Origin of the sequence: Rheinheimera sp. (assembly GCF_030690345.1) — a bacterium.
Lineage (GTDB): Bacteria > Pseudomonadota > Gammaproteobacteria > Enterobacterales > Alteromonadaceae > Alishewanella.
On record NZ_JAUYGV010000007.1, the window covers coordinates 660,525 to 684,730 of the forward strand.

The following is a 24,206-nucleotide window of genomic DNA, read 5'->3' on the forward strand; positions in this document are numbered from 1 at the left end:
CCGGCCGGAACTACGCTTGTTTTAACTTGTGCAACATTTGACTAAACATCTGTTGTACTTCATTTGACGGTGCGCGTCCCAATTTGCTAACCAACACTATCGCAACAGTGCTGACGATAACTCCGGGTACTATTGCATAAACTACACTGTTTAACGTAGCATCATTTTCCAGCAAAGGTGCGTAAATCCAGAATAATACTGTAATGGCACCCGATACTATGCCGCTTAGTGCGCCGGCAAAGGTCATATTTCGCCAGTACAGGCTCAACACTACCAGTGGACCAAAAGCTGCACCAAAACCGGCCCAGGCATTACTCACCTGTTTCAGAATAGAGCTGTCTCTGTCATACGCCAGTACGATAGCGACTAATGCCACTAACAGCACAGATAAACGGCCGATTAACACCAGCTCACCCTGGCTGGCATCACGTTTAACAAAGATTTTATAGAAATCCTCGGTCAATGAACTTGATGTCACCAGCAACTGCGAAGAGATGGTACTCATAATAGCGGCCAAAATTGCGGCTAACAAAAATCCGGAGATCAGCGGATGGAATAAAAATTGCGAAAACACGATGAAAATTGTTTCCGGGTCGCTCAGCGTCATTTTAGTGTTGGCGACATAAGCTACGCCAACCAGACCGGTGGTAACGGCACCTACCAGGGTAATAAACATCCAGCTGATGCCAATGCGGCGTGCGGCTTTTATGTCGCGTATGCTACGGATTGCCATAAAGCGTACAATAATATGCGGCTGACCAAAATAGCCAAAGCCCCAGGACAACAATGAAATAATGCCTAATACCGACAGCGCTGCACCGGTCTCTGCATCTACAAAGGGATTGAGCAGCGCCGGGTCAATACTGTTTACCTGGGTTACAACGGCACTCAAACCTCCCAGATGGTCCAGTGCCACCACCGGCACCAGAACCAGCGATACAAACATAATGCAGCCCTGGACAAAGTCGGTAATGCTAACGGCAAGAAAGCCGCCAAACATGGTATAAGCCACCACCACGCCGGCGGTAACATACAGCCCCAGCTCGTAGCTAAGGCCAAAAGAGCTTTCAAACAGCTTACCGCCGCCGACGACGCCGGACGAGGTATACAGCGTAAAGAAAATAACAATAACCAGCGACGAAATCACACGTAATACACGGGTTTTATCGGCAAAGCGGTTTTCAAAGTAATCCGGGATGGTAATAGAATCGTTGGCAACTTCGGTATATATCCTTAGCCTTGGCGCGACGATAATGTAATTGAAAAAAGCGCCGATTAATAAGCCGACAGCCATCCAGCCACTGCTGATGCCGTTTAAATACATGGCACCCGGAACACCCATTAACATCCAGCCACTCATATCTGAAGCCCCGGCGGACAAGGCGGTTACGCCCGGGCCCAGTTTACGGCCACCGAGCATATAGCCGGAGACGTCACTGGTAGAGGTTCGGTAACCGTAAAGCCCGATACCGAGCATGACAATAAAGTAGATCGCAAGTGAAATAATCGTGCCTGTTTCCAAAACAGTTTCTCCTTGTATAAGCAGCCGGGCTTTGCTTAAGCGCACCCTAAGCAAAAACCGGTATAAAAAAATACCCGACACAGGTCAGGTAGAAAAATATCAGAGTCATGCTAACAAGTTGCGCGGGTGGTTACCAGCGCTTAACGCCGGGTTTGCGCCGGCACCAGCCCAATAGCGGTTGCCGGCGCAACAATACAGTCGTCAAAGCAAGGTTGCTTAAGTAGGGTAGAGTGGTGACAAATCAGCTGCCCGGTTGCTGCCACCGCCGGCCGGTGGGCGTTGCAACCATTTTTGCCAAAAGTCGGCGCCTTGCCAGCTGACATCGGCGTTGGCGTACAGCGCCGCGTTGAGTTGCTCCAGCTCAGGTTGCAGGCCGGCAAAGCCGGGTAAGGCGGCAAGTTCAGTTAATGAACTGCAGCGTTGGTCCAACTGCTGGTGGGCAAAGCGCAGCAGTTCAGCCTTTGCCTGTGCCGCATCGTTGCGCTGACAAGCCTGTTTTAACTGCGTGCTGTTAAACTTTACCCTGCTGCTTGTGGCTACGGCCTGCTGTGGTGCAGGGCGGCGCTGCCATAGCCAATACGCACTTAACAGCGTAGCCAGCCATAATGCCAGCAATAGGCTGCTGATATGGTTCCAGCGCCAGGCATCATTCTTTACCGGCGTGGGTGTAACCGCGGCATCAGCATCAGGCCGCGGTATCGTTGTAGTGCTATTAACCGGCGCGTCTGCAATTGCTTCCACCGTTAGCGTGCGCTCTGGTAATGTGGCCCATGCCAGTTGCCCGGTTTGGCTGTTCCACCAGGGTAGTTTCACTTCCGGCAACACCAGTTCACCACCTTTATTGGCGATAACGGCAGTGGTAAAAATTTTCTGCGCCACCAGCCTGCCGTTACGCTCAGCGCTTTTGGCCTGTGGTTGTTCCTGATACAACCGCAAGCCGTCCGGAAATGCCTGTACCAGCTCCGGCAATTGATTTTCTGCTACGTCCACCGCCGACAGTGTTATGGTGCGCGTAACGGGTTCACCTTGCTTTAAGCTGGTAATGTCCGGGCTCCATTCTTCATTCAGTGTCACAAGGCCGGCTACCAGCCAGCTGCCGGGGAAACTATCCGGTACGGCGCGTACTTCAATATCAATTGGTTCTGCCTGCTGTACCACGGTTTTGGTGCGGGCAAAATAGTTGTAGCGCGCGTTATCGCGGTCAATCATCTCACCGCTGAAGGTAGGTGGCGCTATGGTAAAGTTGCCACTGCGCTGCGGCGTAATGGCATAGCGTCGTGTAATGGTGCGATAGCGGATGCCATTAACTAATTCAGTACCTTCGCTATCCTGACCAACCTGCTGAATACCGGCACCTTCCAGCTGTGGCTCTGATAACGAGCCGCGCTGTAAGTCGCCGTCAAAATAAATGGTAACCTGATAATAGCTTAGCTGCTGCACATACAGTTGTTGCTGGTCGATGCTGGCTTGTAAAAACAGCTCGCGGTTTTTGCCGGCGGTGTTGCTTTGCACCGCATCCAGTACCTGTAACTGAATCGGCTTGGTGCTGAGCCCCTGCAGTGTAAATGCCGGAATAGTGAAGTCGCCGCTGCGTTTTGGCAGCAAGACCACTTTCCAAATCGTGCTTTGGCTGGCTTCGCCATTGATAATACGCGTGCTTTGGCTAACAGAAGGCACCATTACGGTAAAGTCCTGCTCCAGCACACGAAAGTTAATGGCATCGGCGGCCGCTCTGGCATCGGCTTGTAACTCCAGCGTGATCGACTCGCCGCGCAGCGCCGGATTTTTGTCAACACTGGCTGTTAATTGCGTTAGCGCCTGCAGCGGTAAACACAGCAGCAATGTGGCAAGCAGCAGAATACGGGTTACCATTGTTGCTCAGCTCCCTTGGGTAAACGTTGTTGTTGGCGTTTTAAATACTCGAGATACATTTTATTGCGCAGTAATAAGGCCGGATCATCCTGCACTTTACGCAGCAAATTATCCAGTTGTTGCTGCTCTTCGGCCGTGGCATTGGGCCAGGCTTCTTTGATGGCTTGCAATTGTTGCTCTTCAGTCGCGCCGTCTTGCTGCTCAGTCTCTGTCACCGGTTGTGGTGCTTGCTGCTCAGGCTCTGTTGGCTCAGCTTGTTGCTCAGCGGTTTGCTGTTGTTGCGCTTCGCTTTGGCTTTCACTGTCGCTTTGCGCTTCACTGTCACCCGACTCGTCACTTTGCGACTCACTATCCGAATTCTGCTGTTGCTGCTGATCCTGGTTATTTTTCTGCTGGCTGTTTTGTTGCTGTTGTTGTTCCTGCTGTTGCAGCAATTGCTGCATCAGGCCGGCATTTTGTTGGGCGGCACTGAAGTCTTTATCGTGTTGCAGTGCTTGCTGATAAGCATCTAACGCCTCGTCATAGCGCTGTTGTTGCGCCAGGGCATTGCCCAGGTTATGCAAGGCATCGGCGGTTGGGTTCTGCTCTGCCGCCTGGCGAAAGGCTTGTTCGGCAGCGCCATAGTCGCCGCTGCGATATGCCGCATTGCCTTGCCACAGCGGGTCGGTAAATTTTTGTTGTGCCGCGCTGTAGTCGCCGGCGGCATAATCTTGCTTCGCCTGTTGTTGTTTGGTTTGCCACAGGTCGCGCCATTCAACGGCATCGGCATAAGAGGGCAGCAGCAATAATGCCCCGATACTGAGCAAACTACTGTATTTACGCTGCAACAGCAGCAGCGGCAGTAACAACCATACCAGATAAACGGCATTATCCTGCCACTGATCGCCCTGAATTTGCTTTGATTGATCGGCTTGTTGCAATGCTGACAATGCCGGCAAGTTGGCAATATCGGCCAGTACAGCGCCGCTGATGCCGGCTTTATGGTAGATGCCACCGCCCCTGGTTAGCTCCGCCAGTTGCTGATGCGGTACCTTGGGGATCACTACGGCGCCTTGCGCATTCTTTAGCAGTTCACCGCTTTCCAGCTTTATCGGCGCGCCCTCGTCGCTGCCAAATCCCACGATAGACAAGCGGTGCGGCCAGTTATTCAGCACATCCCGGATCTGGCGGTAGCTGTTGCGATCAAAACCGTCGGTAAACACTACCACGTCGCCTTGCGGATACCCGGCCTGGCGCAGCAGTTTGTCGGCTTGTTGCAAAGCTGAGGCTAAGTCTGAGCCTTGGGCCGGCATTATTTCCGGCTTTAAATCGGGGATCAGCAAGCGAATATTATTATGATCCGGCGTAAGCGGCGATATGACAAAAGCATCACCGGCAAAGCTTAGTAGCGCCAGTTCGCCTTCTTTTAATTGTTCAGTAAAATCCAGTGCGGCAAAGCGCAGCTGGGTCAGCCGGTCCGGGGCCATATCCGTTGCCCGCATTGACAGCGACATATCCACTACCAGTACGGTGGCTTTTTTCAGGGCAAAAGCCGGTTGCGGTAATTTTTGCCAGCTGGGGCCGGCCAGTGCCAGCGCAGTGAGCAACCAGCACAGCAGCAACAACGGTAACGCAAAGGGTTGTTTTTTCAGTAGCACATGCCCGCCCAGCAAAACGCCTTGCAGGTGCGGGGCAATAAGGTTATGCCAGGGGCTGTGTTCGCGGCGGTAGTAATACAGCAGCACACTGAATATCAGCACCGGCACTAACGCCAGTAACCATAGCGGTCGTAAAAAATGAAAATCAGCCAGCATGTTTCACCACTTCGCGCCAATGCACCTTGTGTGCAGCCAGAATAAATGACAGCAGCAACGCCAGCGCCAGCGGCCAGTGCAGTAAGCTGCGCTGCGGCCGGTAGGTCAGGCTGTCACGCTCTATGGGTTCAAGTTGATCAATTAACTGATAAATCTGCTCTAACTCAGCCAAATTCCGGGCCCGGAAATAGCGGCCACCGGTATATTCAGCTAACTGTGTCAGCAAGCCTTCGTCCAGGTCTTGCGACGGGTTAACCGTGCGCCGGCCCAATATGCTTTGTTGGATCATTTGCTCGGCACCCACACCTACGGTATGAATTTTCACCCCGGCGGCTTTGGCCAGTTGCAGCGCTTCCAGTGGTTGAATATTGCCGGCGGTGTTAGCACCGTCACTGAGTAAAATCAGCACTTTATTTGAACTCTCATAGGTGTTGAGTCGCTTTACCGCCAAACCGATGGCTTCGCCGATGGCCGTGCGGGTGCCGACTAAACGCAGCACGCTGTCATCGAGCATCTTCTGTACGGTTATTAAGTCAAAGGTTAACGGTGTTTGCTGATACGCCGCATCGGCAAATAAAATCAGCCCGATACGGTCGCCCTGGCGGCGCTTAATAAAGTCGCTTATTACCAGCTTTACCGCATCCAGCCGGTTCATGCTCTGGTTTTGATACTGCATATCGGCAATCTCCATTGAACCGGATAAATCCAGCGCCAACATCAGATCGCGGCCTTGCTGCGGCATAGTTACCGGCTCACCCATCCAGCGCGGTTGGGTGGCGGCGATCACCAGCAGCAGCCAGATCAGCATAGCCAGCGCAGAGTGCAGGCTAAACCAGCTTCGTTGTGTTTGTTGCTCAGATGAGGCCAGTTTGGCCAGCGCCGGCAAGGTAAGGCTTGCATCTGATGCTGCTTGTCGTTTCAGCCGCAGTAATAAGGGGGCCAGTGCCAGTACTGCCAGCCAGGGGTAGCCAAAATCAAGCATTGGCAGCCTCCGGGGTATCTGTTGGTATAGCGGCTTTGCCGCGGTATTGTGCCAGCCAGGCTTTGGCAAACTGGTATAGCAGCTCAGTGGCGTCGCTGTCATTATCGGCACGGTACAGCAGGCTGGTCAAATCCGGCAGCGGGGCGCTGTGCTGAGTGGCCAGCCAATGCTGCCATTGCTGCGTTGGCAGGCTAAGCGCCGGGTGGCCCGGTTGATAATGTTGCAGTACGCGTTTAATTAACTGATTAATTTGTACTGCGGCGCCGGGCCTGGCCCAAAGTTTATCCAGCATTTGCTGCGCCTGGCGTTTGGCGGCGAAATAACGCCGGCGTGAATACGCCCGCAGTAACAGATAAATTATCACAGCCAACAATAAGGCGGCCAACAACCACCACAAGGGCGCTAAGGCAAAACTCAGCTGTAAAGCCGGTTCACTGATGTCGGCCAGTTGCTCCAATGCTGTATCAGCCATACCACTTTCTCTCTAATTGGCTAAGTACCGGCTCGGCAGCGCTGACCGGTAGCCACTTGCAACCAAGCTGGTTGATATGTTGTTTTAATTGCTGTTGCCGGGTTTGCTGCTGCTGCGCGTAACGCTGCCGCAGGCTGCTGCTGCCAAGTTCAATATAACCGGTGTGTTGGCCATCACTGATGGCAGCCAGGCCGCTGCCGGATGCCGGCAACATTAAATCTAACGGATCTGTGATCGGGCAACAGGTGACTTCATTGTGTTGGCGTATAGCGCGGATATGGCGCAGGCCATCATTAGTAAAGCCGGCGAAATCAGACAAAATATACACCAGACTGCCCGGCCGCACTAAACGGCGCAGTTGGCTCAGCGCTTCGTTCAAATTCAGGCCACGGTTAGCCGTTGTGGTGTGCTGCACCTCGGTCAGGGCATGAAAATAGCGCAGTACACCGTGGCTGCGGCTTTGCGGTTTTAATTCAAAATGCTGTTGTTGGCTGAAGACCAGGCCCCCGAGTTTGTCACCGCGTTGTTTAACATGCCAGGCAATTAACGCGGCTAAATGCGCGGCCTGCACCGACTTAAACAGCAGGGCTGAACCAAACTGCATATTGCTGCCAAGGTCGGTAAGAATAAATACCGGCCGCTCTTTTTCTTCGCGAAACAGCTTGGTGTGGACCTTACCGGTGCGGGCGGTAACGCGCCAGTCGATGGTGCGCACGTCATCACCGCTTTGATAATGCCGTACTTCGTCGAACTCCATGCCGCGACCTTTGCTTTTGGCCAGGTAAGTGCCGGCCAGCTTGCTCTGAATTGGCATCCGCGGGGTTAAATCCAGTACCTTAGTGTAGCGCTGATACCACAGCAGCTCGGCAAGGCCCAGGGTAGTGCCGGTTGCGCCGCATTGTGTCAACCAGCCAGGCCCGAACCGCTCTTTCTCAGGTGACATAGCGTGCATATCAGGCAGAGGGAACCAGGCGCAAAATTTCGCTCAGCACATCATCGGTAGTTATACCTTCGGCTTCTGCTGCATAGGTCAAAATTAAGCGATGGCGCAGCGCATTATGAAACACCGCCTGAATATCGTCCGGTGTAACAAAATCGCGACCGGCTAACCAGGCTTTGGCCCGTGCACAGCGTTCTACCGCAATAGTGGCGCGCGGGCTGGCACCGTAACCAATCCAACTGGCCAGTTTGGCGCTGTAAGCTTGGGCATTACGGGTGGCCATAATCAGTTGCACTATATAGTGCTCAAGGCTGTCGGCCATATGCAGCTGCAAAATGGCTTTGCGGGCGGCAAAAATATCCGCCTGGCTAATCGGGGTTACCGCAGCCTGCGCCCCCGACAGTGCTTCACCACGGGTAAGCTGCAGTATCGCCAGTTCAGTGGCGGCATCCGGGTAGTCTACTTTTAAATGCAGTAAAAACCGATCCAACTGGGCTTCCGGCAGCGGGTAGGTGCCTTCCTGCTCTAGCGGGTTTTGCGTTGCCATCACCAGAAACAGTTCCGGCAGCGGGTAAGTGTTGCGCCCTACGGTCACTTGCTTTTCTGCCATGGCTTCAAGCAGGGCAGACTGTACCTTGGCCGGGGCACGGTTAATTTCATCGGCCAGAATAATATGATGAAACAGCGGGCCGCTTTGAAATTCAAACTGGCCGGTTTCCGGCCGGTAAATGTCGGTACCGGTTAAATCGGCTGGTAGCAGATCCGGCGTAAATTGAATGCGGTGGAACCGGCCTTCAACGCCATGCGCTAACGCATTGACGGCACGGGTTTTGGCTAAACCCGGCGGGCCTTCGACCAATAAGTGGCCGTTTGCCAGTAATGCCAGTAATATACCTTCAGTAAGTTCGGATTGACCCAGTACCTGACTGTCGAGATAGGCTTTTAAGCCACTGAACGCGTTCACCATAATATTATCAGTCTTAATTAGTTGGATTTATTGGTTGTTTTATCGCCATAGACCGTAAAAACGGTCCAGGCTAAGACGTTATAACCTATATAAGGTTCCGTTGGCATTAAAACAAGTGTTTTAATTTTCAGCGACTGTCGTTACAATCGGCCGTAATAATACAGGTCTGACCTGTAATTTTGACAATAAGAGGAACACTATGAGCTCGCCAATTAACCTAACCACCCGCCAGGGCGATCGTATCGCCATTGTCTCCGGCTTGCGCACGCCTTTTGCTAAACAAGCTACTGAATTTCATGGTGTATCGGCGCTGGATTTAGGCAAGCTGGTGGTAAACGAATTGCTGATCAGAAGCGAGCTGGACGCCAAACTGATTGAACAGTTGGTGTATGGCCAGGTAGTACAAATGCCGGAAGCGCCGAATATCGCCCGTGAAATCGTGCTGGGGACCGGTATGAATGTACGCACCGATGCCTACAGCGTTACCCGCGCTTGTGCCACCAGCTTTCAGTCGGTGGTCAGTGTGGCGGAGTCGATGATGGCCGGCATTGTGCAAATTGGTGTTGCCGGTGGTGCCGACTCCAGCTCAGTGTTGCCGATCGGTGTCAGCAAAAGGCTGGCCCGCGCTCTGGTCGATTTAAACAAGGCGCGCACTTTTGGCCAGAAGCTGGCTATTTTCCGCCGCTTAGGTTTAAAAGATTTACTGCCGGTACCACCGGCGGTGGCAGAGTACAGCACCGGGTTATCGATGGGCGATACCGCAGAGCAAATGGCGAAAACCCATGGCATCAGCCGTGCCGACCAGGACGCGCTGGCGCACCGCTCGCACACCCTGGCAACACAGGCGTGGCAAAGCGGTGTAATGCAAAACGAAGTGATGACGGCTCATGTTGAGCCTTACTCGCGCTTTTTAGACATGGACAATAATATCCGCCAGGACTCTAAGTTAGAGTCTTATGCCAAATTAAAGCCGGTATTTGACCGCGTACATGGCAGTGTTACTGCCGCCAATGCCACGCCGCTCACCGATGGCGCTTCAGCAGTATTAATGATGACAGAAAGCCGCGCTAAGGCGCTGGGGTATACGCCGCTGGGCTATATCCGCAGTTACGCTTTTGCCGCGATCGATGTGTACGACGACATGTTAATGGGGCCATCTTACGCTACGCCGATTGCACTGGACCGTGCCGGCATGTCGTTAAACGACTTAACCCTGATTGAAATGCACGAAGCCTTTGCGGCGCAAACGCTGGCCAACGTAAAAATGTTTGCCAGCAAAAAGTTTGCTGAAGAAAAGTTAGGCCGCAGCAGTGCTATCGGCGATATTGATATGGCCAAATTCAACGTGCAGGGCGGTTCTTTAGCATACGGCCATCCGTTTGCTGCTACCGGCACACGCTTAATTGTACAAACATTGAATGAATTAAAACGCCGCGGTGGCGGTATTGGCTTAACTACGGCCTGTGCGGCCGGTGGTTTGGGTGCGGCAATGATAGTGGAGACAGAATAATGACCAGCAAAACCTTTAGTTTACAGGTACGTGACGACCAGGTTGGCGTGATCACTATGGATATCGCCGGCGAGTCGATGAACGTATTAAAAGCCGCTTTTGCTGATGAAATTGCCGCGCTGTTGCTGGAGATTAAAGCCAATACTGCGCTTAAGGGCCTGGTGTTTATCAGTGGCAAGCCGGATTCCTTTATCGCCGGGGCCGATATTTCTATGCTCGATGGCTGTAAAACCGCCGACGAAGCGACGGCTATCGGCCGGATGGGCCAACAAATGTTTGACCAACTGGAGCAACTGCCTATTCCTCTGGTGGCCGCTATTCACGGCCCTTGCCTGGGTGGTGGTTTAGAGCTGGCGATGGCATGTCATGCCCGTGTTGCCAGTTCAGACAATAAAACCGTACTGGGCCTGCCGGAAGTGCAGCTGGGTTTACTGCCTGGCAGCGGCGGTACCCAGCGCTTACCGCGTTTGGTTGGCTTACAAAAAGCGTTAGACATGATCCTCACCGGTAAACAGCTGCGCGCAGCGCAGGCAAAAAAAGCCGGGTTGTTGGATGAAGTCGTACCCAACAGCATTTTGTTAGAGGCCGCAGTAAAGCGGGCGTTAAAAGGCAAGCCACAGCGTGAGCAGCCAAAGTTAAACCTGGTGGGTACAGCTTTGGAGCGCACTGCAGTTGGCCGCAATGTACTGTTTAGCCAGGCGCGTAAGCAAACGCTGAAAAAAACGCACGGTAATTACCCTGCACCACTGAAGATTCTAGATGTGATTAAAACCGGTGTTGATGATGGTATCCGTGCCGGCCTTGAAGCCGAGGCCAAAGCCTTTGGTGAGCTGTGTATGACAAAAAAATCAGCTGCGCTGCGCAGTTTATTCTTTGCCACCACCCAGATGAAAAAAGAAAGCGGCGCCGGTGAAACCAAGCCAAACCGTGTGCGTAAAGCCGCGGTGCTGGGCGGTGGCCTGATGGGCGGCGGCATAGCCAATGTTACTGCCACTAAGGCCGGCATACCGGTACGGATCAAAGATATTAATGCACAAGGTATCAGCAACGCGTTGAAATACAGCTATTCGCTGCTGGAGAAAAAGTTTAAGCGCCGCTTTATCAGTAAAGCAGAAATGCAAAAGCAGTTGTTGTTGATCACCGGCACTACAGACTACAGCGGTTTTCATGATGCCGATATCGTGGTGGAAGCGGTATTTGAAGATTTAGCCTTAAAGCAGCAAATGGTGGCAGATATTGAACAGCATTGCAGTGAGGCTACCGTGTTTGCCAGCAACACCAGCTCATTGCCGATAGGCCAAATTGCAGCTAAAGCCGCACGGCCGCAAAATGTGATTGGCCTGCATTACTTTTCACCGGTGGATAAAATGCCGCTGGTTGAAGTCATAGCGCACGAGACCACATCGGCGCAAACTATCGCCACCACCGTCGCTTTTGCGCGGAAGCAGGGGAAAACACCGATAGTGGTAAAAGACGGTGCCGGTTTCTATGTTAACCGTATTCTGGCGCTGTATATGAATGAAGCGGCCAACATTTTGCTGGAAGGTGAGCCGGTAGAGAAAATAGACAAGGCACTGGTGAAGTTTGGCTTCCCGGTTGGGCCCGTTACGCTGCTGGATGAAGTGGGCATTGACGTTGGCGCTAAAATTTCGCCGGTTTTAGCCACAGAGTTGGGTGAGCGTTTTGTTGCTCCTGCTGCTTTTGACAAGCTGTTAGCTGATGGCCGCAAAGGCAAGAAGACAGAAAAAGGCTTCTATCGCTATGGCAAAAACGTGAAAAAAGGCCAAAAAGTGGTAGATGAAAGCGTCTACACCGTACTGGGGGTAACACCGGCGCCACGGTTAAACCAGGACGAAATCAGCAGCCGCTGCATGGTACAAATGCTGAACGAAGCGGTGCGCTGTCTGGACGAGGGCATTATTGCCTCGGCACGGGATGGTGATATCGGTGCCATTTTTGGTATTGGTTTCCCGCCGTTTCTCGGTGGCCCGTTCCGTTATATTGACCAGTTAGGTGCAGCGAACTTAGTGGCGCAGTTGCGTAACCTGCAAAGCCGCTTTGGCGAGCGCTTTGCACCGGCGACTTTGCTGGTCAGTATGGCAGAGCAACAACAAAAGTTTTATCCCTAGCCAGTTTTTAACCCCGTTGCCGGGTTAAAATTCAACTAACGGTTAACAGTAATCCTTGTCACAGGCCGGTATAATTACCGGCCTTTGTTGTTATTTAAGGAGAGGTTCCGTGTTTGTGTTACCTGTAGTGTGGCTACTGACAGCCGCAGGTATTTATATCGCCGCGCTGCGTTGTGGCATGAAAGCGCTGAAATGGGCGCTGGCAGCGTTATTCACCGGCCCCTTACTGCTGCCGTTATTTAACAGCCACAAGCGTTTACTGCTAAGCCGGGTGCGTGGCCGTAATGCGGTATTATTCCGGCCCTGATAGCTTAGTGCTGCTAATCGGTGCGCTTATTTAGCACTGCTGTGCAGCAAGCTGCGTAACTGCGTAACAATATCGCTGATCCGGTTGCGCTGCGCCGCCTTGGGCAAAGACACGGCAAACAGCTCACGTGTCATTATCGGTGCATCTTTAATTAAGCGTAAACTGTTATCGGCCAGCAAACTGCTTACCATGGTTTCGGGCAAGTAGGCAGAGCCACCGCTTTGCTGCATCAGTTCTAAAGCAATCCGGGCGCTGCCGGTGCGTAAATAGGGCGGGGCTAATTCAGGAAAGCAGCGCGCATGTTGAATATCAAAAGCGGTACCCCAGTCAACCAGGATATATTGCCGGCGCATGGCTTCTGCGGCGCTGCTGTCGCTGAATGTGGTTACCGGTAACAGTTTTATATCACCCAGTTTATCAATTTGCATTTCATCTACTTTGGGTGCATCAAACAGAATAGCCAGGTCCAGATGCCGCTCCAGTACCTGACGGGCTATTTGATCTTTACCCATAGATTCTGCCCGCCATGATAAGCCCGGCAAGGCTTGTTGAATGTTGATAAAGCCCTGCAATAAAAACGCATCCCATACGTTAGCTGTGGCAGCAACAGCCAATTGCACAGCTTGGTCGGCACTAACCGCAACATCTTGTTTGGCGCGTTGTAAGGCTGTTAGCATGGCCTCTGCATGCGGCAGCAGACGCTCTCCGGCCGCCGTCAGCTGAATATTATTACGATAACGGCTAAACAAGTTAACACCAAGTTGCTGCTCCAGCTGACGAATACGAAAGCTTACAGCGGACTGTGTCAGGTAGAGATTTTCGGCTGCTTTACCAAAATGCCTTGTACGCTGAACTTCTATAAAGGTTTTGAGCAGTTCGGTATCCAAATCGAATCCTTGAGTATATTTATGGTGTCGATAAAAAATATTTGTTTTACGACAGGAATTTTGTTAACCATACTCCGCACAGTTTAAACAGGCTGGCTTGATATTCAACGAGATTAGAGGAAAAAAGTGATGCAGCAAAGTTTTGTCGCTATCCGTCGCTTTTTCGATGACCGTAATTTCCCTCGGGGATTTACGCGGTCCGGGCGCTTTACTCTGGCAGAAGGTAATATGCTGGAGAAACATGGGGTGGCAATGCAGGAACTGGAGCAGGGTAGTCGTGCCCCGGTGAATGATGAAGAAAAACGCTTTTTACTGGTGTGTAAAGGTGAAGAGCCTGCTACTACAGCCTATGAGAAAACCTGGCTGAAGTATAAACAACGGTTAGCTGAGAAACGTAAGTTTCATACGGTGTTTGGTAAAAAACGCATTGCCGATGGCAGTGACGATTTCTCTTACGTCGAAACCGATTCGGACTAACCAAAAGCCCCTGCACAGGGGCTTTTTTGTCGCTGGAGTTGGCTGTTTTTGCGTTGCTTACAGCATGGCGGGCACGGCAATCAGTTTAGTGCGCTGTTGTTTTTGCTGCAGTAAAAACTGCTGGAATTGCACAGCTGACAACGGTTTGCTGTAGTAGTATCCCTGCATTACATCGCAGCGCAGCTTACGCAGCATATCCAGTTGCTCCGGTTGCTCAACCCCTTCGGCTACCACATTCAGGCTTAAGTTGTGCGCAATAGTGACTATGGTATCCACCATATTACGGCCACGGGCGGTGTTCATATCATCAATAAAAGCTTTGTCGATTTTTAACGTGTTAAGCGGAAATTGCTTTAAATAGGCCAGCGACGAGTAGCCGGTGCCAAAGTCATCCATTGCCAGATGAATGCCGCGGGCGCGTAGTTTCTTCATCGTTTCAATCGCCAGGGTAGGGCACTGCATAACGGTGCCTTCGGTAATTTCCAACTCCAGATGGTAGGACGGCAATTCGGTTTGCTGTAAGGTGTCGTCTATCTGCTCACATAAAAACGGCAGGCTGAACTGGCGTGACGATAAGTTTACTGCCACCCGGCCCTGAAACAAACCCTGATCTATCCACTGCTTCACATCAAGGCAGGCTTTACGCAGCACTACTTCACCTATCTCGATGATCTGGCCGGTTTCCTCTGCCACCGGAATAAAAATGGCCGGGCTTATCACGCCGCCTTTTGGCGTAATAAAACGCACCAGCGCTTCCATCCCGACCAACTGGCCACTGACGATATCCATTTTCGGCTGATAGTACACGGCAAAATAATCTTCTTTTAAGCCGTGGCGGATCAGGTTCTCTATTTGCAGCCGCTTTACCGCTTGCTTGTTCATCGAGTCATTAAAAAACAGGTAGCGGTTGGCGCCCTGGCTTTTGGCATGATACATCGCCGTGTCGGCATTACGCAGCAGTGCCTGCGGGTCGGCGCCGTCATCGGGAAACAACACTATGCCGATACTGCTGGTTATGGCCAGTTCATGCTGGTTGACCTGCATCGGCTGGTTGATCAGGCCTAACAATTCTTTGGCCAGTGAGGTGATAAAATGCAAATCGTTGGTTTGGTCCAGCAGCACGGCAAATTCATCGCCGCCCAGCCGATACAGCTTGTCGCGGTAGCGGCTGTAGCTGCTCAGGCGCTGTGATAACGCCAGCAGCAAACTGTCGCCCAGTTCATGGCCCAGCGAGTCGTTAATCTTCTTAAAGTTGTCTAAATCGAATACCAGCAGCGCATGCTCGGTTTGGCTCTGTACCAGCTTGGCCAATTGTTGCATAAATACCGCGCGGTTTGGCAGCCCGGTCAGAGTGTCGCTGCTGGCCAGCCGGCTAAGCTCGGCCTCGCGCTGTTTACGTTCGGTAATGTCGGAGAGCACGGCAACATATTGGCTAACGTTACCTTGCTCATCTTTAATCTGATCGAAGGTTAGCCCGGCTTGGTAAATCTCGCCATTGTGGCGTTGTTCGCGGATCTCGCCGCTCCAGTTGCCGTTCTGCTGCAGAGCCCGGCGAATCTCATGCATAAAAGCAAGCGGATACAGTGTCAGTTCAAAGCGTTGTTGCAACATTTGCTGCCGTTGTTTACCGGTTAGGCTGCTAAAGGCGGGGTTTACTTCAATAATGTTGAAGTCGGTGTCGCAAATTACTACCGCGTCGGAGATATTTTGTAAGCAGCGGGCAAACAGTTGCAGTTGTTCTTCAGTTTGCTTCAGTTGCTGAATGTTTTTTAACGTACCGGTCATCCGGCTTGGCTTACCGTTGGAGCCAAAGGCCACGGCTTTGCCGCGATCGAGCACCCAGGTCCAATCGCTGTCGCTGGATTTTAAGCGATAAGTGGCTTCAAAGTGCGTGGTTTTGCCATCGAGGTGATCTTGCAATAACTGCGACACCCGGGCTAAGTCCTGTGGGTGCATCTGTTGTTTGTTCGGCGGAAAATCGGACGATTGCGGCACCGGCGCTAACGGCGTTTGCCATGAGCTGGAACGGTACAACTCGCCGCTGCTGATTTTCCAGTCCCACAGTTCGTCACCACTGCCCCACAGCGACAGGCGTAAACGCTCTTCGCTGTGTTCCAGCCGTAATTGGTAGCGGCGCATTTTTACAATGCTGACATGTGCCAGCATCAGGGCGGCAAATGAGCACAGCAGCACTGCGGTTAGCACATAAGGCTGCAGACTGTTCCAACCGTTAGCGTAAAGGCTGAAAGGTAAAATACCCAAAAGTACAGCGCTGATTATTATTATTATTTTTTGTTTTAGTGTCACTTATAACAGCTACTGAGCAATAAGAAGCATCACGTTATATAACTTTATCGGTACTGTCAAAAGCAATTTCGGTTTGTCGCAGCCGCTGCTTCAGGCTGGCGGCATCGCTGAACTGCAGATGGCTGTGCTGCGGTTTACCGTCGGTGGCGAGAAAAATCGCATCATAGTGTGGCAGCAGCAGCTGTTGCAGGAAGGCAATAAAGTGCTGCAGGGTTAATTGGCGTAAGGCTTCGGCGATTTGCTCATTCAGGGCAAAGTTATAGTCTTGTTGGCCCAGCGCCAGCCAGTAGCGTTTAGCGCGGGCACCCAGGCTGGTATCACGCTCATGTAATTGCGCCAGTAAGCCTTGTTTAATGTCGGCAAACTCTGCCGCGGTTAAGTTTTCGGTGTCGGCGAGAAAACTGCGGAAAAACATTACTGTAGCCTCATATAACTGCTCACAGCCGGCATTGGGTGACTGCACGTAAAACGCTATACCCGGCAGGGTATTAATCGGCACATAGCCGGTGCCAACCAGGTAGCCCAGCTGCTGCTCGGTACGCAGTTGGTGAAAATACTCGGGTGACAACACATGATTGGCTAACATAAACAGCGCCATGTCGTGCGGTGTCGCTTGCTGTGCCGGCAAATAAATAACCAGTGCATGGTCGCTGTGTTCCACATCCAGTTGCAGCCATACCGGGCCTTGTCCCTGCAGTTTAAATGCCGGGTTAGTCAGCTGCGGCCCGGTGCTGTGTAACTGTGTCTGCCAGTTCTGCAGCACTGTGGTCAGTTGCTCTGCATGCGCCGCCGACCAGTTACCCAGCAGCAGGCTTTCAATATGCACCTGTTGCAGTAAATTCTGATGAAACTGCATAAATTGCGCAAAGCTAAGTTGCTCCAGCGCATCGGCCAGTTGGTCAATTTCCGGATTAAGCGGTTGCAACAGCGCAGATAGTTGGCTGAACAGCCGCGCGACCGGTTTGTTTTTACTGCTGTTACGCCAATGCCGGCTTAGCTGGCGCTTCAGCTCAGCAAAGCGCTGCTCACTAAACTGCTGCTGCAGCATCTGTTGCAATAGTTCCTGCAGCAATAACAGTTGGTTGGTTGCCAGGCCGCTGGTATGCACACTGATCCCCTGGCGTTGTACGTGCAGGTTATACATCAGGCCAATAGTGGTAGCGGCGTAAAACTGCTGATTAATATTGTCCTGAAATAACTCAACCCACAGCCTGGTGGCCGCCAGTTGCCGGCAATCACCGATACTGTGCGGCAGGCTCAGCTGGACAAAAATATGGCCTTTGGGGCTGGCAAAGTCGGTATCGGCTTTATGCCAGACGCTTAAGCCGGCATCGTCATATACCCGGCGCGGAGCAGGCATATGCTCTGTGGCTGACAATAAACGAATATCGCCGTCCAGGTAGGGGTTAGGCTGTGGCAGGTAGATCTGCGGTAGTGGTGCGGTATCGTTCAGCTGCTGCAGTAACGCCGGTTGCAGCGGCGTTATACTGTACGGCGTATGATACCAGCGCGCTTCGCGGTCAGTTTTAACCTCGGGTGCTATCAGCATCAGGCGCATATTGTTACTGTCAAAATAGCTCAGTACTTGCTGATACAGGGCTTGTTGCGGCAGCTCCATCCGGTAATCGCCGAAAATCACATCCTGTATCGGGTAGTGCTGCATACTTACCGATAAATGGTTTGCCGTTTGCAGTGCCGTTGATGGCTCCTGATACAAATAAGCCCAGTGTAATAACTTTTGCCGCTCGGCAAACAGGGTTTCAGGCAGCGGCTGGCTTTTTAACCCGGCCAGAGCGCCGAATAACGCCTGTAAAATCACATCGCGCTGCTGCAGGCCGCTGTCGGTTAATTCAAAGGCGATGGTAAAGTCTTTATAGTTGCTGCCATCTATGCCACCGCCGGCACTGAGCTGATTCACCAGGCCTTGTTGTTTCAGATAGCTGAGCAGCGAGCCCGGGCCTTCATCACCCAGCAGATGGGCAATAAAGCTGATCAGTTTATGCTTATACCATTGCTGTATATCCGGCATGGCAAAACTCACCACCAACTTCTGCGTATGGCGGTGCGGTTGAATATTCAGTTGAATGGTCTGGTGTTCGGCTAAATACAACGGCACGGTTAACGGCGTTTTGGCCGGCAAATGCGCCGGCAGGGCAGCAAAATGTTCAGATACCAGCTGCTGTTGCTCTGCCAGGCTTAACGACGACACCAGGGTCAGTGTCATGCGGCTGGCACTGTATTGCTGCGCAAAAAAATCTTGCAGCGCCTGCTGCAGGCTGCCATCGGCCGTGTCGGCCAGAGTGCTGAGGTTACCGACCGAAAATTTGGCAAACGGGTGCGCCGGGTTAATGCTTTCTTTGTGTACCTGATAAATCCGCCGGCCGTCGTCTTTTAATTTCAGCGAAAATTCCGCTTCAATGGCATGGCGCTCTTTTTCGACGTAATCGCTGCTAAACAGCGGCCGGCTGAACATATCGGCAAACCGGGCCAGGGCTTCGGTAAAAAATGCGGTGTCGATGTCAAAGAAAAAGCTGCTGTGCTCAGTGCCGGTCCATGCATTGTGGCTGCCGCCATGGTGATTAATAAATTGCTGGTAGTCACCGGCTTGCGGGTAATTTTCTGAGCCCAAAAACAGCATATGTTCTAAAAAGTGGGCCAAACCTTCACGCGGCAGCGGATCATCAAAGTGTCCGACATTAACGGTCAGAGCCGCAGCACTTTTTTCACTGTCAGCCTGATGTACTAATAGCACTGCCAGCCCGTTCGCCAGGGTCAGATATTGATACTGTCGATGATCGTTAGGGCTTTGCAAAATTTGACTATTTTCCAATCTGATTACCTTTTTTGGCTATGGTTAAGCGGGAAGACAACAGCAGTGTCATAGCGATAAGTAATAAACAGCTTATGTGTTATGCGTTATTGGCAGTTACTCTTAGCGGCAACTTTCATTATCATAGCGCACAATTTTTACCCAGCGTAATGTTATCTGCCCACATCAGTTAACAGGGAAGCTTGAGCAGTATGGTGTCTATTAAATGGTAAATCTCGTTATCATGCGTCACGGTGAAGCGGAGCCGATGTCAGCCCGGGACAGTCAGCGTCAGCTTACCGCCAGAGGCCGGCATGAAGTAAACCAGATGGCGCTGTGGCTACAACAACATTATGCAGCCTTCGACCTGGTATGGGTAAGCCCCTATTTGCGTACCCGGCAAACGGCTGAGCTAATGTTAGCCAGGCAAGCGCCGTTTAGCCAGTTAGAGATTATATCTGAGCTGGTGCCGGACGGAGATGCCGCCTTATTTAAGTCTTATTTTGATGCCCGCATCAGTGAAAAACCGGATGCCAGGGTGCTATTGGTCTCGCATATGCCATTGGTGAGTTTTTTGGTGGAAGCCTTCACTGTGCCTGGCCAGGCGCCGGTGTTCAGCACGGCACAGTTGGCGTGTATCGACTACCGGCCACAGCAGGGGGGCCGTTTGTTAGAGCGGTTATCACCGCAAGAGCTGGCGCTGCTGAGTTTTTAACGTCAGCTGGCGGTTTTCAGCAATAATAATAAAGCGCCGTGCTTGCCCCAGCTTTTCGGCGCGGTATGAAACGCCCGTACATTCGGGTGCTGAATAAGCCAGTTAGGCACTTTTTTTGCCAAAATACCCAGGCCCTTACCATGTACCACACAAGCACAGTTGAATTGCTGTTTTTCGCAGTAGGCCAGTAAGCCGGCTAATTCAATTTTAGCCTGTTGGGTGGTCATGCCATGTAAGTCCAACACCACTGCCGGTTGCACTTCGCCGCGGCGTAAGCGCCCGGCCAAATGCGGATCGTCACCGCTTTGTACCCAGCTCAGGCTGGTGCCTTGCGGCAGATAACCTTCGAATTCATCCGAGAACCAGAACAAATTTTCATCAAGCTGTTTGCTTGAGACGTCTGTACGTCTTTTTTTCTTGCGGGGGGGCGCAACTGGCGGTATCTTGTCCTGCGCAATAGGCCGTGCGCCCGTTATCGACTGGCGAAACAGCTGGCTGTCTTCGGCACTGATGCCGGTTGATGCTACACTAACTTTCTTTTGCATGGCGCAAGTCTACTTAAACTGACCGGTTATTACAAAAAGAGCTTAAATCCATCATGTCCGACACTGGCGAAAATCTGTTTACCTCTGAGCTGATCAGCGACGCCCTCGCTGAACTCTTTACTGTGCATGACTGGCTGCGTTTTGCCGTCAGCAAACTTAACCAGGCGCAGGTGTATCTTGGCCATGGCACTGATAACCCGTGGGATGAAGCGGCGGCGTTACTGTGCCATGTGCTGCATTTACCACCGCTGAGTGATGAAAAGCTGTTTACTGTCAGGCTAACCGCTGCTGAGCGGCAGGATTTTATCAGCTTGTTGCAACAGCGTATTGAGCAGCGCCTGCCAGCGGCGTATTTAACGCATCAGGCCTATTTTGCCGGCCTGCCGTTTTATGTTGATGAGCGTGTGTTAGTGCCGCGCTCGCCCATTGCTGAGCTTATCGGCGCTAAATTTAGCCGTCAGCTGGGCGGCAAAACCCCGCAGCATATTCTGGATTTGTGCACCGGCTCGGGCTGTATTGCCATTGCCTGTGCTTATGCGTTTGATAACGCTGAAGTCGACGCCGTGGATATCAGTGAGGATGCCTTAGAAGTGGCGCAGCTGAACATTGAAAGCCATGGCCTGGAACACCGGGTGTTTCCGATATTATCAGACGGCTACAGTGGCTTAGCCGGCGCGCAGTACGATTTAATTGTGACCAACCCGCCGTACGTTGATGCTGAAGATATGGCCGATTTACCGGACGAATACCGCCACGAGCCCGAGCTGGGCTTAGCCTCCGGCGACGATGGCCTGGCACTGACGCGGCGTATTTTACGCGAAGCAGCAAGCCATTTAACCGACGGTGGTGTGCTGGTATGTGAAGTAGGCAACAGCATGCTGCAATTGCAGCAGGATTTCCCCGACGTGGCGTTTGACTGGCTGGAATTTGAGCACGGCGGTTTGGGCGTTTTTGCCCTTGGTAAAGCCGAGCTTGAACGCTGCCAGCATTTATTTAAAGACTAATGGTATTAAGGAGTAGCTATGGCCGGTAACAGCATAGGGCAATTGTTTAAAGTCACCACTTTTGGCGAAAGCCATGGCCCGGCCATTGGTGGTATTGTTGATGGTTGCCCGCCCGGCATGGCATTAACCGCTGACGATTTACAGTTGGACTTAGACCGACGTAAACCCGGTACCTCGCGCTACACCACAGCGCGACGCGAAGAAGACGCGGTAAAAATTCTCTCCGGGGTGTTTGAAAATACCACTACCGGTGCCAGCATAGGCTTGCTGATTGAAAACACCGATCAGCGCTCGCAGGACTACTCTGAGATTAAAGAGCAGTTTCGCCCGGGCCATGCCGATTACACCTACTGGCATAAATTCGGCATTCGCGATTACCGTGGCGGTGGCCGCTCGTCAGCGCGGGAAACTGCCGTGCGGGTAGCTGCCGGTGCCATTGCCAAAAAATACCTGTTTGAGCAATGCGGCATTGAAGTTCGCGGCTATTTAGCCCAGTTAGGCCCGGTAAAAGCTGAGCTGGTAAGCTGGGACGAAGTGCATAACAACCCGTTTTTCTGCCCTGATCCATCCAAGCTTGAAGCACTGGATGAGTATATGCGCCAGCTGAAAAAAGACGGCGACTCTGTCGGTGCCCGGGTAAATGTGGTGGCAACCAATATGCCGGTAGGTTGGGGCGAGCCGGTGTTTGACCGGCTGGATGCCGATATTGCCCATGCCATGATGAGCATTAACGCGGTAAAAGCGGTAGAAATTGGTGATGGTTTTGCCGTGGTAGAGCAGCGTGGTTCAACCCACCGCGATGAATTAACGCCGCAGGGCTTTAGTGCTAACCATGCCGGTGGCACCCTGGGCGGTATTTCTTCCGGTCAGGATTTACTGGTCAGTATGGCACTTAAGCCCACCTCCAGTATCAGCATTCCGGGTAAAAGCATTAATACCCGTGGTGAAGTAATAGATATTGTCACCAAAGGTCGGCACGACCCCTGTGTCGGCATTCGCGCTGTGCCGATTGCCGAAGCCATGCTGGCGATAGTGCTGATGGACCATTATTTGCGCCACCGCGCGCAAAATATGCATGTGCAGGTAGCCACACCTGATATTGCCCGCAACAGCAGAGACTAACCCGCCGTATGTTTAGTATGTCCGCCCGGCCAGCCTTAGTGCTGGCTTATTTTACTTACTTTGGTGTACTGGGCATCTTTGTGCCGTATTTCGGCCTGTTTCTCGATGGCCGCGGTTTAAACTCGGCCGATATCGGCTTGCTGCTGGCCATCGTTACCGCCAGCCGGATTGTCGGGCCGTCTGTATGGGCTTTAGTCGCAGAGCGTAGCGGTAAACCGCTCACGGTAATGCGCGCCGGTGCGCTGCTGGCAGCCATCGGCTGGCTCAGCAGCTTTGCCGATCACGGCTTTTGGCCATTGCTGGCCGGTTTTGCCTTGTTCAGTTTTTTCTGGACCGCCATTTTGCCGCAGCTGGAAGTGGCCACCTTTGCCTTTGTAAATGACGATACCCGCGCCTACGGCCGTATCCGCACTGCCGGCAGTGTCGGTTATATTGTATTGGTGATGTTGGGCGGCTGGCTGTTTGAGCGTTATGGCAGCGAATTTTTGCCGTTATCAGCGTTGCTGTTTTTGTTGCTGCTGTTAGCCAGCTTATTTCTGTTACCCAAGGTAACGGTAAGCGCTGAATTGAGCAGTGCGACAGTGCCGTTTAGCAAATTGATAAAAAACAGCGTATTGCTGCGTTTTATGTTAGCGGCCTTATTGCTGCAAATGAGCTTTGCGCCTTTTTATGGCTTTTTTACCCTGTACAGCCGTGATCTGGGTTACAGCGGTACCCAAACCGGGCTGTTTATCGGTCTGGCAGTGGCGGCCGAAATTGTCGCCTTTTATTTTGCCGGCAGTTTAATGCGTAACCGCAGTTACCGCCTGCTGTTAACAGTGTGCTACGGCTTAACGGTATTGCGCTGGTTTTTGCTGGCCGGCATGGCAGACAATGTCTGGTGGTTATGTTTCAGCATGTTGCTGCACGCCGGCAGCTTTGCCATTGCTCATAGCTGCGCCATGCAGTTTATTCAGCAGTTTTTCCCGAAAAAACTACGCAGCCGCGGCCAGGCCATGTACGCAGGGGTGATCTTTGGCGGTGGCGGGGCTATAGGCGCTTATTGTTCCGGCGTGTTATGGCAAAACGGCAACGGTGCGGTCTTAACTTTCAGTATTGCTGCTTTGCTGGCGCTGGCCGCAACCGTGCTGGCACTTTCGTTACCGGGCACCAGGCCTGTCAACGGCACTACCAACTGAAGGTTTTACTGACAGTAAGTAGTAATGCCGCATTGCCCCAGCGGTCTTGCAGGCTGGTATCATGGTAACCAAAGGCGATATCTAAACCGCGGTACTGTGTTTGCAGCATTAGTTGCCAGTGTTCAAAGCTGCTGTCGCCTTCCCAGTTGTATTTGTCGGTATCGGTCGAGGTGGAGCGATCAACACCCAGCAATAACGACCAGTTATCGCTGAGCGTTATGGTTTTGTTCAGCATAATGACATAGTGGCCGCCGCCAAAACCAAAGTAATCGTAGCTGTACCACAGGTTAAGGTTAAAGCCTGAATGGGTCAGCTTTAAATACAGTTCGGGGAAATTCAGTTTATTGCTGTTGCTCATGCCGTGGTAGGTGTATTGAGCAAAGCCGGCATCAATGCCCAGGCCGTTTGCCAGCTCAGTGTAGTAGCCAATATAAGCATCCCATTCCAGTTTGGTACCTTCGCCAAAATCAACGTTTGATGCCCAGCTGCCGGCATAAAAGCCGTTGCCGGCGTCCCAGTTCAGCCCGGGTTGCAAGGCCGGATTTTTATCGGTTTGGCTAACGCCGTTAAACAAATAGTTGCTGGCCCCGGTCAGGGTAAAGCTCCAGCTGCTGTCGGCCACCGCATTGCCGCTTAGCAGCAATAGTGGCAGGATAAATTTATGCATT

20 protein-coding genes are annotated in these 24,206 nt (G+C 52.2%); 8 read left to right on the top strand and 12 right to left on the bottom strand.

Annotated elements, in window-relative coordinates; genetic code table 11:
• Positions 1–10: 10 nt before the first annotated feature.
• The 7 genes from putP to Q8O77_RS13915 form a co-directional block, all read right to left on the bottom strand.
• On the bottom strand, positions 11–1,522 hold the full coding sequence (gene putP, locus Q8O77_RS13885) for a sodium/proline symporter PutP (protein ID WP_305554223.1): 1,512 nt from the start codon (positions 1,520–1,522) through the stop codon (positions 11–13).
• A 216-nt stretch (positions 1,523–1,738) separates the two neighbouring features.
• Positions 1,739–3,394, bottom strand: coding sequence for a BatD family protein (locus tag Q8O77_RS13890; RefSeq protein WP_305554226.1), 1,656 nt, complete (start codon positions 3,392–3,394; stop codon positions 1,739–1,741).
• Entirely contained in the window at positions 3,388–5,187 is a 1,800-nt protein-coding gene (locus Q8O77_RS13895; RefSeq protein ID WP_305554228.1) for a VWA domain-containing protein, read from the bottom strand. The genes Q8O77_RS13890 and Q8O77_RS13895 overlap by 7 nt, the downstream gene beginning before the upstream one ends.
• The gene (locus Q8O77_RS13900) at positions 5,177–6,169 is read right to left on the bottom strand and encodes a VWA domain-containing protein (protein ID WP_305554231.1); all 993 of its coding nucleotides are present in this window, start codon (positions 6,167–6,169) and stop codon (positions 5,177–5,179) included. The genes Q8O77_RS13895 and Q8O77_RS13900 overlap by 11 nt, the downstream gene beginning before the upstream one ends.
• On the bottom strand, positions 6,162–6,641 hold the full coding sequence (locus Q8O77_RS13905; protein WP_305554234.1) for a DUF4381 domain-containing protein: 480 nt from the start codon (positions 6,639–6,641) through the stop codon (positions 6,162–6,164). Before Q8O77_RS13905 ends, Q8O77_RS13900 begins: the two co-directional genes overlap by 8 nt.
• The gene (locus Q8O77_RS13910) at positions 6,634–7,584 is read right to left on the bottom strand and encodes a DUF58 domain-containing protein (protein WP_305554237.1); all 951 of its coding nucleotides are present in this window, start codon (positions 7,582–7,584) and stop codon (positions 6,634–6,636) included. Before Q8O77_RS13910 ends, Q8O77_RS13905 begins: the two co-directional genes overlap by 8 nt.
• A gap of 10 nt (positions 7,585–7,594) precedes the next feature.
• Positions 7,595–8,548 (bottom strand): MoxR family ATPase, encoded by a 954-nt coding sequence (locus tag Q8O77_RS13915; protein WP_305554240.1) that lies wholly within the window; start codon positions 8,546–8,548, stop codon positions 7,595–7,597.
• A gap of 199 nt (positions 8,549–8,747) precedes the next feature.
• Between Q8O77_RS13915 and fadI the strand changes: the two genes are divergently transcribed.
• From fadI to Q8O77_RS13930, 3 genes are all read left to right on the top strand, one after another.
• Positions 8,748–10,058, top strand: a complete 1,311-nt coding sequence (gene fadI / locus Q8O77_RS13920; RefSeq protein WP_305554243.1) for an acetyl-CoA C-acyltransferase FadI — start codon at positions 8,748–8,750, stop codon at positions 10,056–10,058.
• Positions 10,058–12,187 (top strand): fatty acid oxidation complex subunit alpha FadJ, encoded by a 2,130-nt coding sequence (gene fadJ, locus Q8O77_RS13925; protein ID WP_305554246.1) that lies wholly within the window; start codon positions 10,058–10,060, stop codon positions 12,185–12,187. Before fadI ends, fadJ begins: the two co-directional genes overlap by 1 nt.
• Before the next feature lie 109 nt (positions 12,188–12,296).
• On the top strand, positions 12,297–12,494 hold the full coding sequence (locus tag Q8O77_RS13930) for a hypothetical protein (protein WP_173500223.1): 198 nt from the start codon (positions 12,297–12,299) through the stop codon (positions 12,492–12,494).
• Between the two features lie 26 nt (positions 12,495–12,520).
• On the opposite strand, the gene hdfR is transcribed toward Q8O77_RS13930, so the two are convergent.
• Complete coding sequence (gene hdfR, locus Q8O77_RS13935) at positions 12,521–13,381, bottom strand: HTH-type transcriptional regulator HdfR (protein ID WP_305554251.1); 861 nt, start codon at positions 13,379–13,381, stop codon at positions 12,521–12,523.
• Between the two features lie 129 nt (positions 13,382–13,510).
• Between hdfR and maoP the strand changes: the two genes are divergently transcribed.
• Positions 13,511–13,858, top strand: a complete 348-nt coding sequence (maoP, locus tag Q8O77_RS13940; RefSeq protein ID WP_305554254.1) for a DUF413 domain-containing protein — start codon at positions 13,511–13,513, stop codon at positions 13,856–13,858.
• Positions 13,859–13,915: 57 nt separating this feature from the next.
• On the opposite strand, the gene Q8O77_RS13945 is transcribed toward maoP, so the two are convergent.
• Both Q8O77_RS13945 and Q8O77_RS13950 read right to left on the bottom strand, forming a co-directional pair.
• Positions 13,916–16,063 carry a bifunctional diguanylate cyclase/phosphodiesterase gene (locus tag Q8O77_RS13945; protein WP_305554257.1) on the bottom strand — a complete coding sequence of 716 codons (2,148 nt, stop codon included), beginning with the start codon at positions 16,061–16,063 and terminating at the stop codon, positions 13,916–13,918.
• A gap of 136 nt (positions 16,064–16,199) precedes the next feature.
• Entirely contained in the window at positions 16,200–18,995 is a 2,796-nt protein-coding gene (locus Q8O77_RS13950) for an insulinase family protein (RefSeq protein WP_305554260.1), read from the bottom strand.
• 205 nt (positions 18,996–19,200) lie between these two features.
• Between Q8O77_RS13950 and sixA the strand changes: the two genes are divergently transcribed.
• Positions 19,201–19,689, top strand: a complete 489-nt coding sequence (sixA, locus tag Q8O77_RS13955) for a phosphohistidine phosphatase SixA (protein WP_305554263.1) — start codon at positions 19,201–19,203, stop codon at positions 19,687–19,689.
• Positions 19,690–19,691: 2 nt separating this feature from the next.
• Here sixA and smrB read toward each other — a convergent pair whose 3' ends face one another.
• A complete protein-coding gene (gene smrB, locus Q8O77_RS13960; protein WP_305554266.1) occupies positions 19,692–20,234 on the bottom strand; it encodes an endonuclease SmrB in 543 nt (180 codons plus the stop codon).
• Between the two features lie 53 nt (positions 20,235–20,287).
• On the opposite strand from smrB, the gene prmB reads away from it, so the two are divergent.
• Genes prmB through Q8O77_RS13975 form a run of 3 tightly spaced genes read left to right on the top strand, consistent with a single transcriptional unit; the run spans position 20,288 to position 23,538 of the window.
• Complete coding sequence (gene prmB / locus Q8O77_RS13965; RefSeq protein WP_305554269.1) at positions 20,288–21,238, top strand: 50S ribosomal protein L3 N(5)-glutamine methyltransferase; 951 nt, start codon at positions 20,288–20,290, stop codon at positions 21,236–21,238.
• A gap of 18 nt (positions 21,239–21,256) precedes the next feature.
• Complete coding sequence (gene aroC, locus Q8O77_RS13970; RefSeq protein ID WP_305554272.1) at positions 21,257–22,360, top strand: chorismate synthase; 1,104 nt, start codon at positions 21,257–21,259, stop codon at positions 22,358–22,360.
• A 17-nt stretch (positions 22,361–22,377) separates the two neighbouring features.
• A complete protein-coding gene (locus tag Q8O77_RS13975; protein ID WP_305554275.1) occupies positions 22,378–23,538 on the top strand; it encodes an MFS transporter in 1,161 nt (386 codons plus the stop codon).
• Here the strand turns inward: Q8O77_RS13975 and Q8O77_RS13980 are convergent.
• Complete coding sequence (locus Q8O77_RS13980) at positions 23,528–24,205, bottom strand: TorF family putative porin (RefSeq protein ID WP_305554278.1); 678 nt, start codon at positions 24,203–24,205, stop codon at positions 23,528–23,530. The genes Q8O77_RS13975 and Q8O77_RS13980 overlap by 11 nt on opposite strands.
• Position 24,206 lies beyond the last annotated feature (1 nt).

What these genes read in the sequence shown, in the direction of transcription:
- maoP (WP_305554254.1), top strand. Translation starts at nt 13,511, where the DNA reads ATGCAGCAAAGTTTTGTCGCTATCCGTCGCTTTTTCGATGACCGTAAT.
- Q8O77_RS13980 (WP_305554278.1), bottom strand. Translation starts at nt 24,205, where the DNA reads ATGCATAAATTTATCCTGCCACTATTGCTGCTAAGCGGCAATGCGGTG.
- Q8O77_RS13895 (WP_305554228.1), bottom strand. Translation starts at nt 5,187, where the DNA reads ATGCTGGCTGATTTTCATTTTTTACGACCGCTATGGTTACTGGCGTTA.
- fadI (WP_305554243.1), top strand. Translation starts at nt 8,748, where the DNA reads ATGAGCTCGCCAATTAACCTAACCACCCGCCAGGGCGATCGTATCGCC.
- Q8O77_RS13905 (WP_305554234.1), bottom strand. Translation starts at nt 6,641, where the DNA reads ATGGCTGATACAGCATTGGAGCAACTGGCCGACATCAGTGAACCGGCT.
- Q8O77_RS13900 (WP_305554231.1), bottom strand. Translation starts at nt 6,169, where the DNA reads ATGCTTGATTTTGGCTACCCCTGGCTGGCAGTACTGGCACTGGCCCCC.
- Q8O77_RS13890 (WP_305554226.1), bottom strand. Translation starts at nt 3,394, where the DNA reads ATGGTAACCCGTATTCTGCTGCTTGCCACATTGCTGCTGTGTTTACCG.
- Q8O77_RS13915 (WP_305554240.1), bottom strand. Translation starts at nt 8,548, where the DNA reads ATGGTGAACGCGTTCAGTGGCTTAAAAGCCTATCTCGACAGTCAGGTA.
- Q8O77_RS13975 (WP_305554275.1), top strand. Translation starts at nt 22,378, where the DNA reads ATGTCCGCCCGGCCAGCCTTAGTGCTGGCTTATTTTACTTACTTTGGT.
- fadJ (WP_305554246.1), top strand. Translation starts at nt 10,058, where the DNA reads ATGACCAGCAAAACCTTTAGTTTACAGGTACGTGACGACCAGGTTGGC.
- sixA (WP_305554263.1), top strand. Translation starts at nt 19,201, where the DNA reads ATGGTAAATCTCGTTATCATGCGTCACGGTGAAGCGGAGCCGATGTCA.
- smrB (WP_305554266.1), bottom strand. Translation starts at nt 20,234, where the DNA reads ATGCAAAAGAAAGTTAGTGTAGCATCAACCGGCATCAGTGCCGAAGAC.
- aroC (WP_305554272.1), top strand. Translation starts at nt 21,257, where the DNA reads ATGGCCGGTAACAGCATAGGGCAATTGTTTAAAGTCACCACTTTTGGC.
- prmB (WP_305554269.1), top strand. Translation starts at nt 20,288, where the DNA reads ATGTCCGACACTGGCGAAAATCTGTTTACCTCTGAGCTGATCAGCGAC.
- Q8O77_RS13910 (WP_305554237.1), bottom strand. Translation starts at nt 7,584, where the DNA reads ATGTCACCTGAGAAAGAGCGGTTCGGGCCTGGCTGGTTGACACAATGC.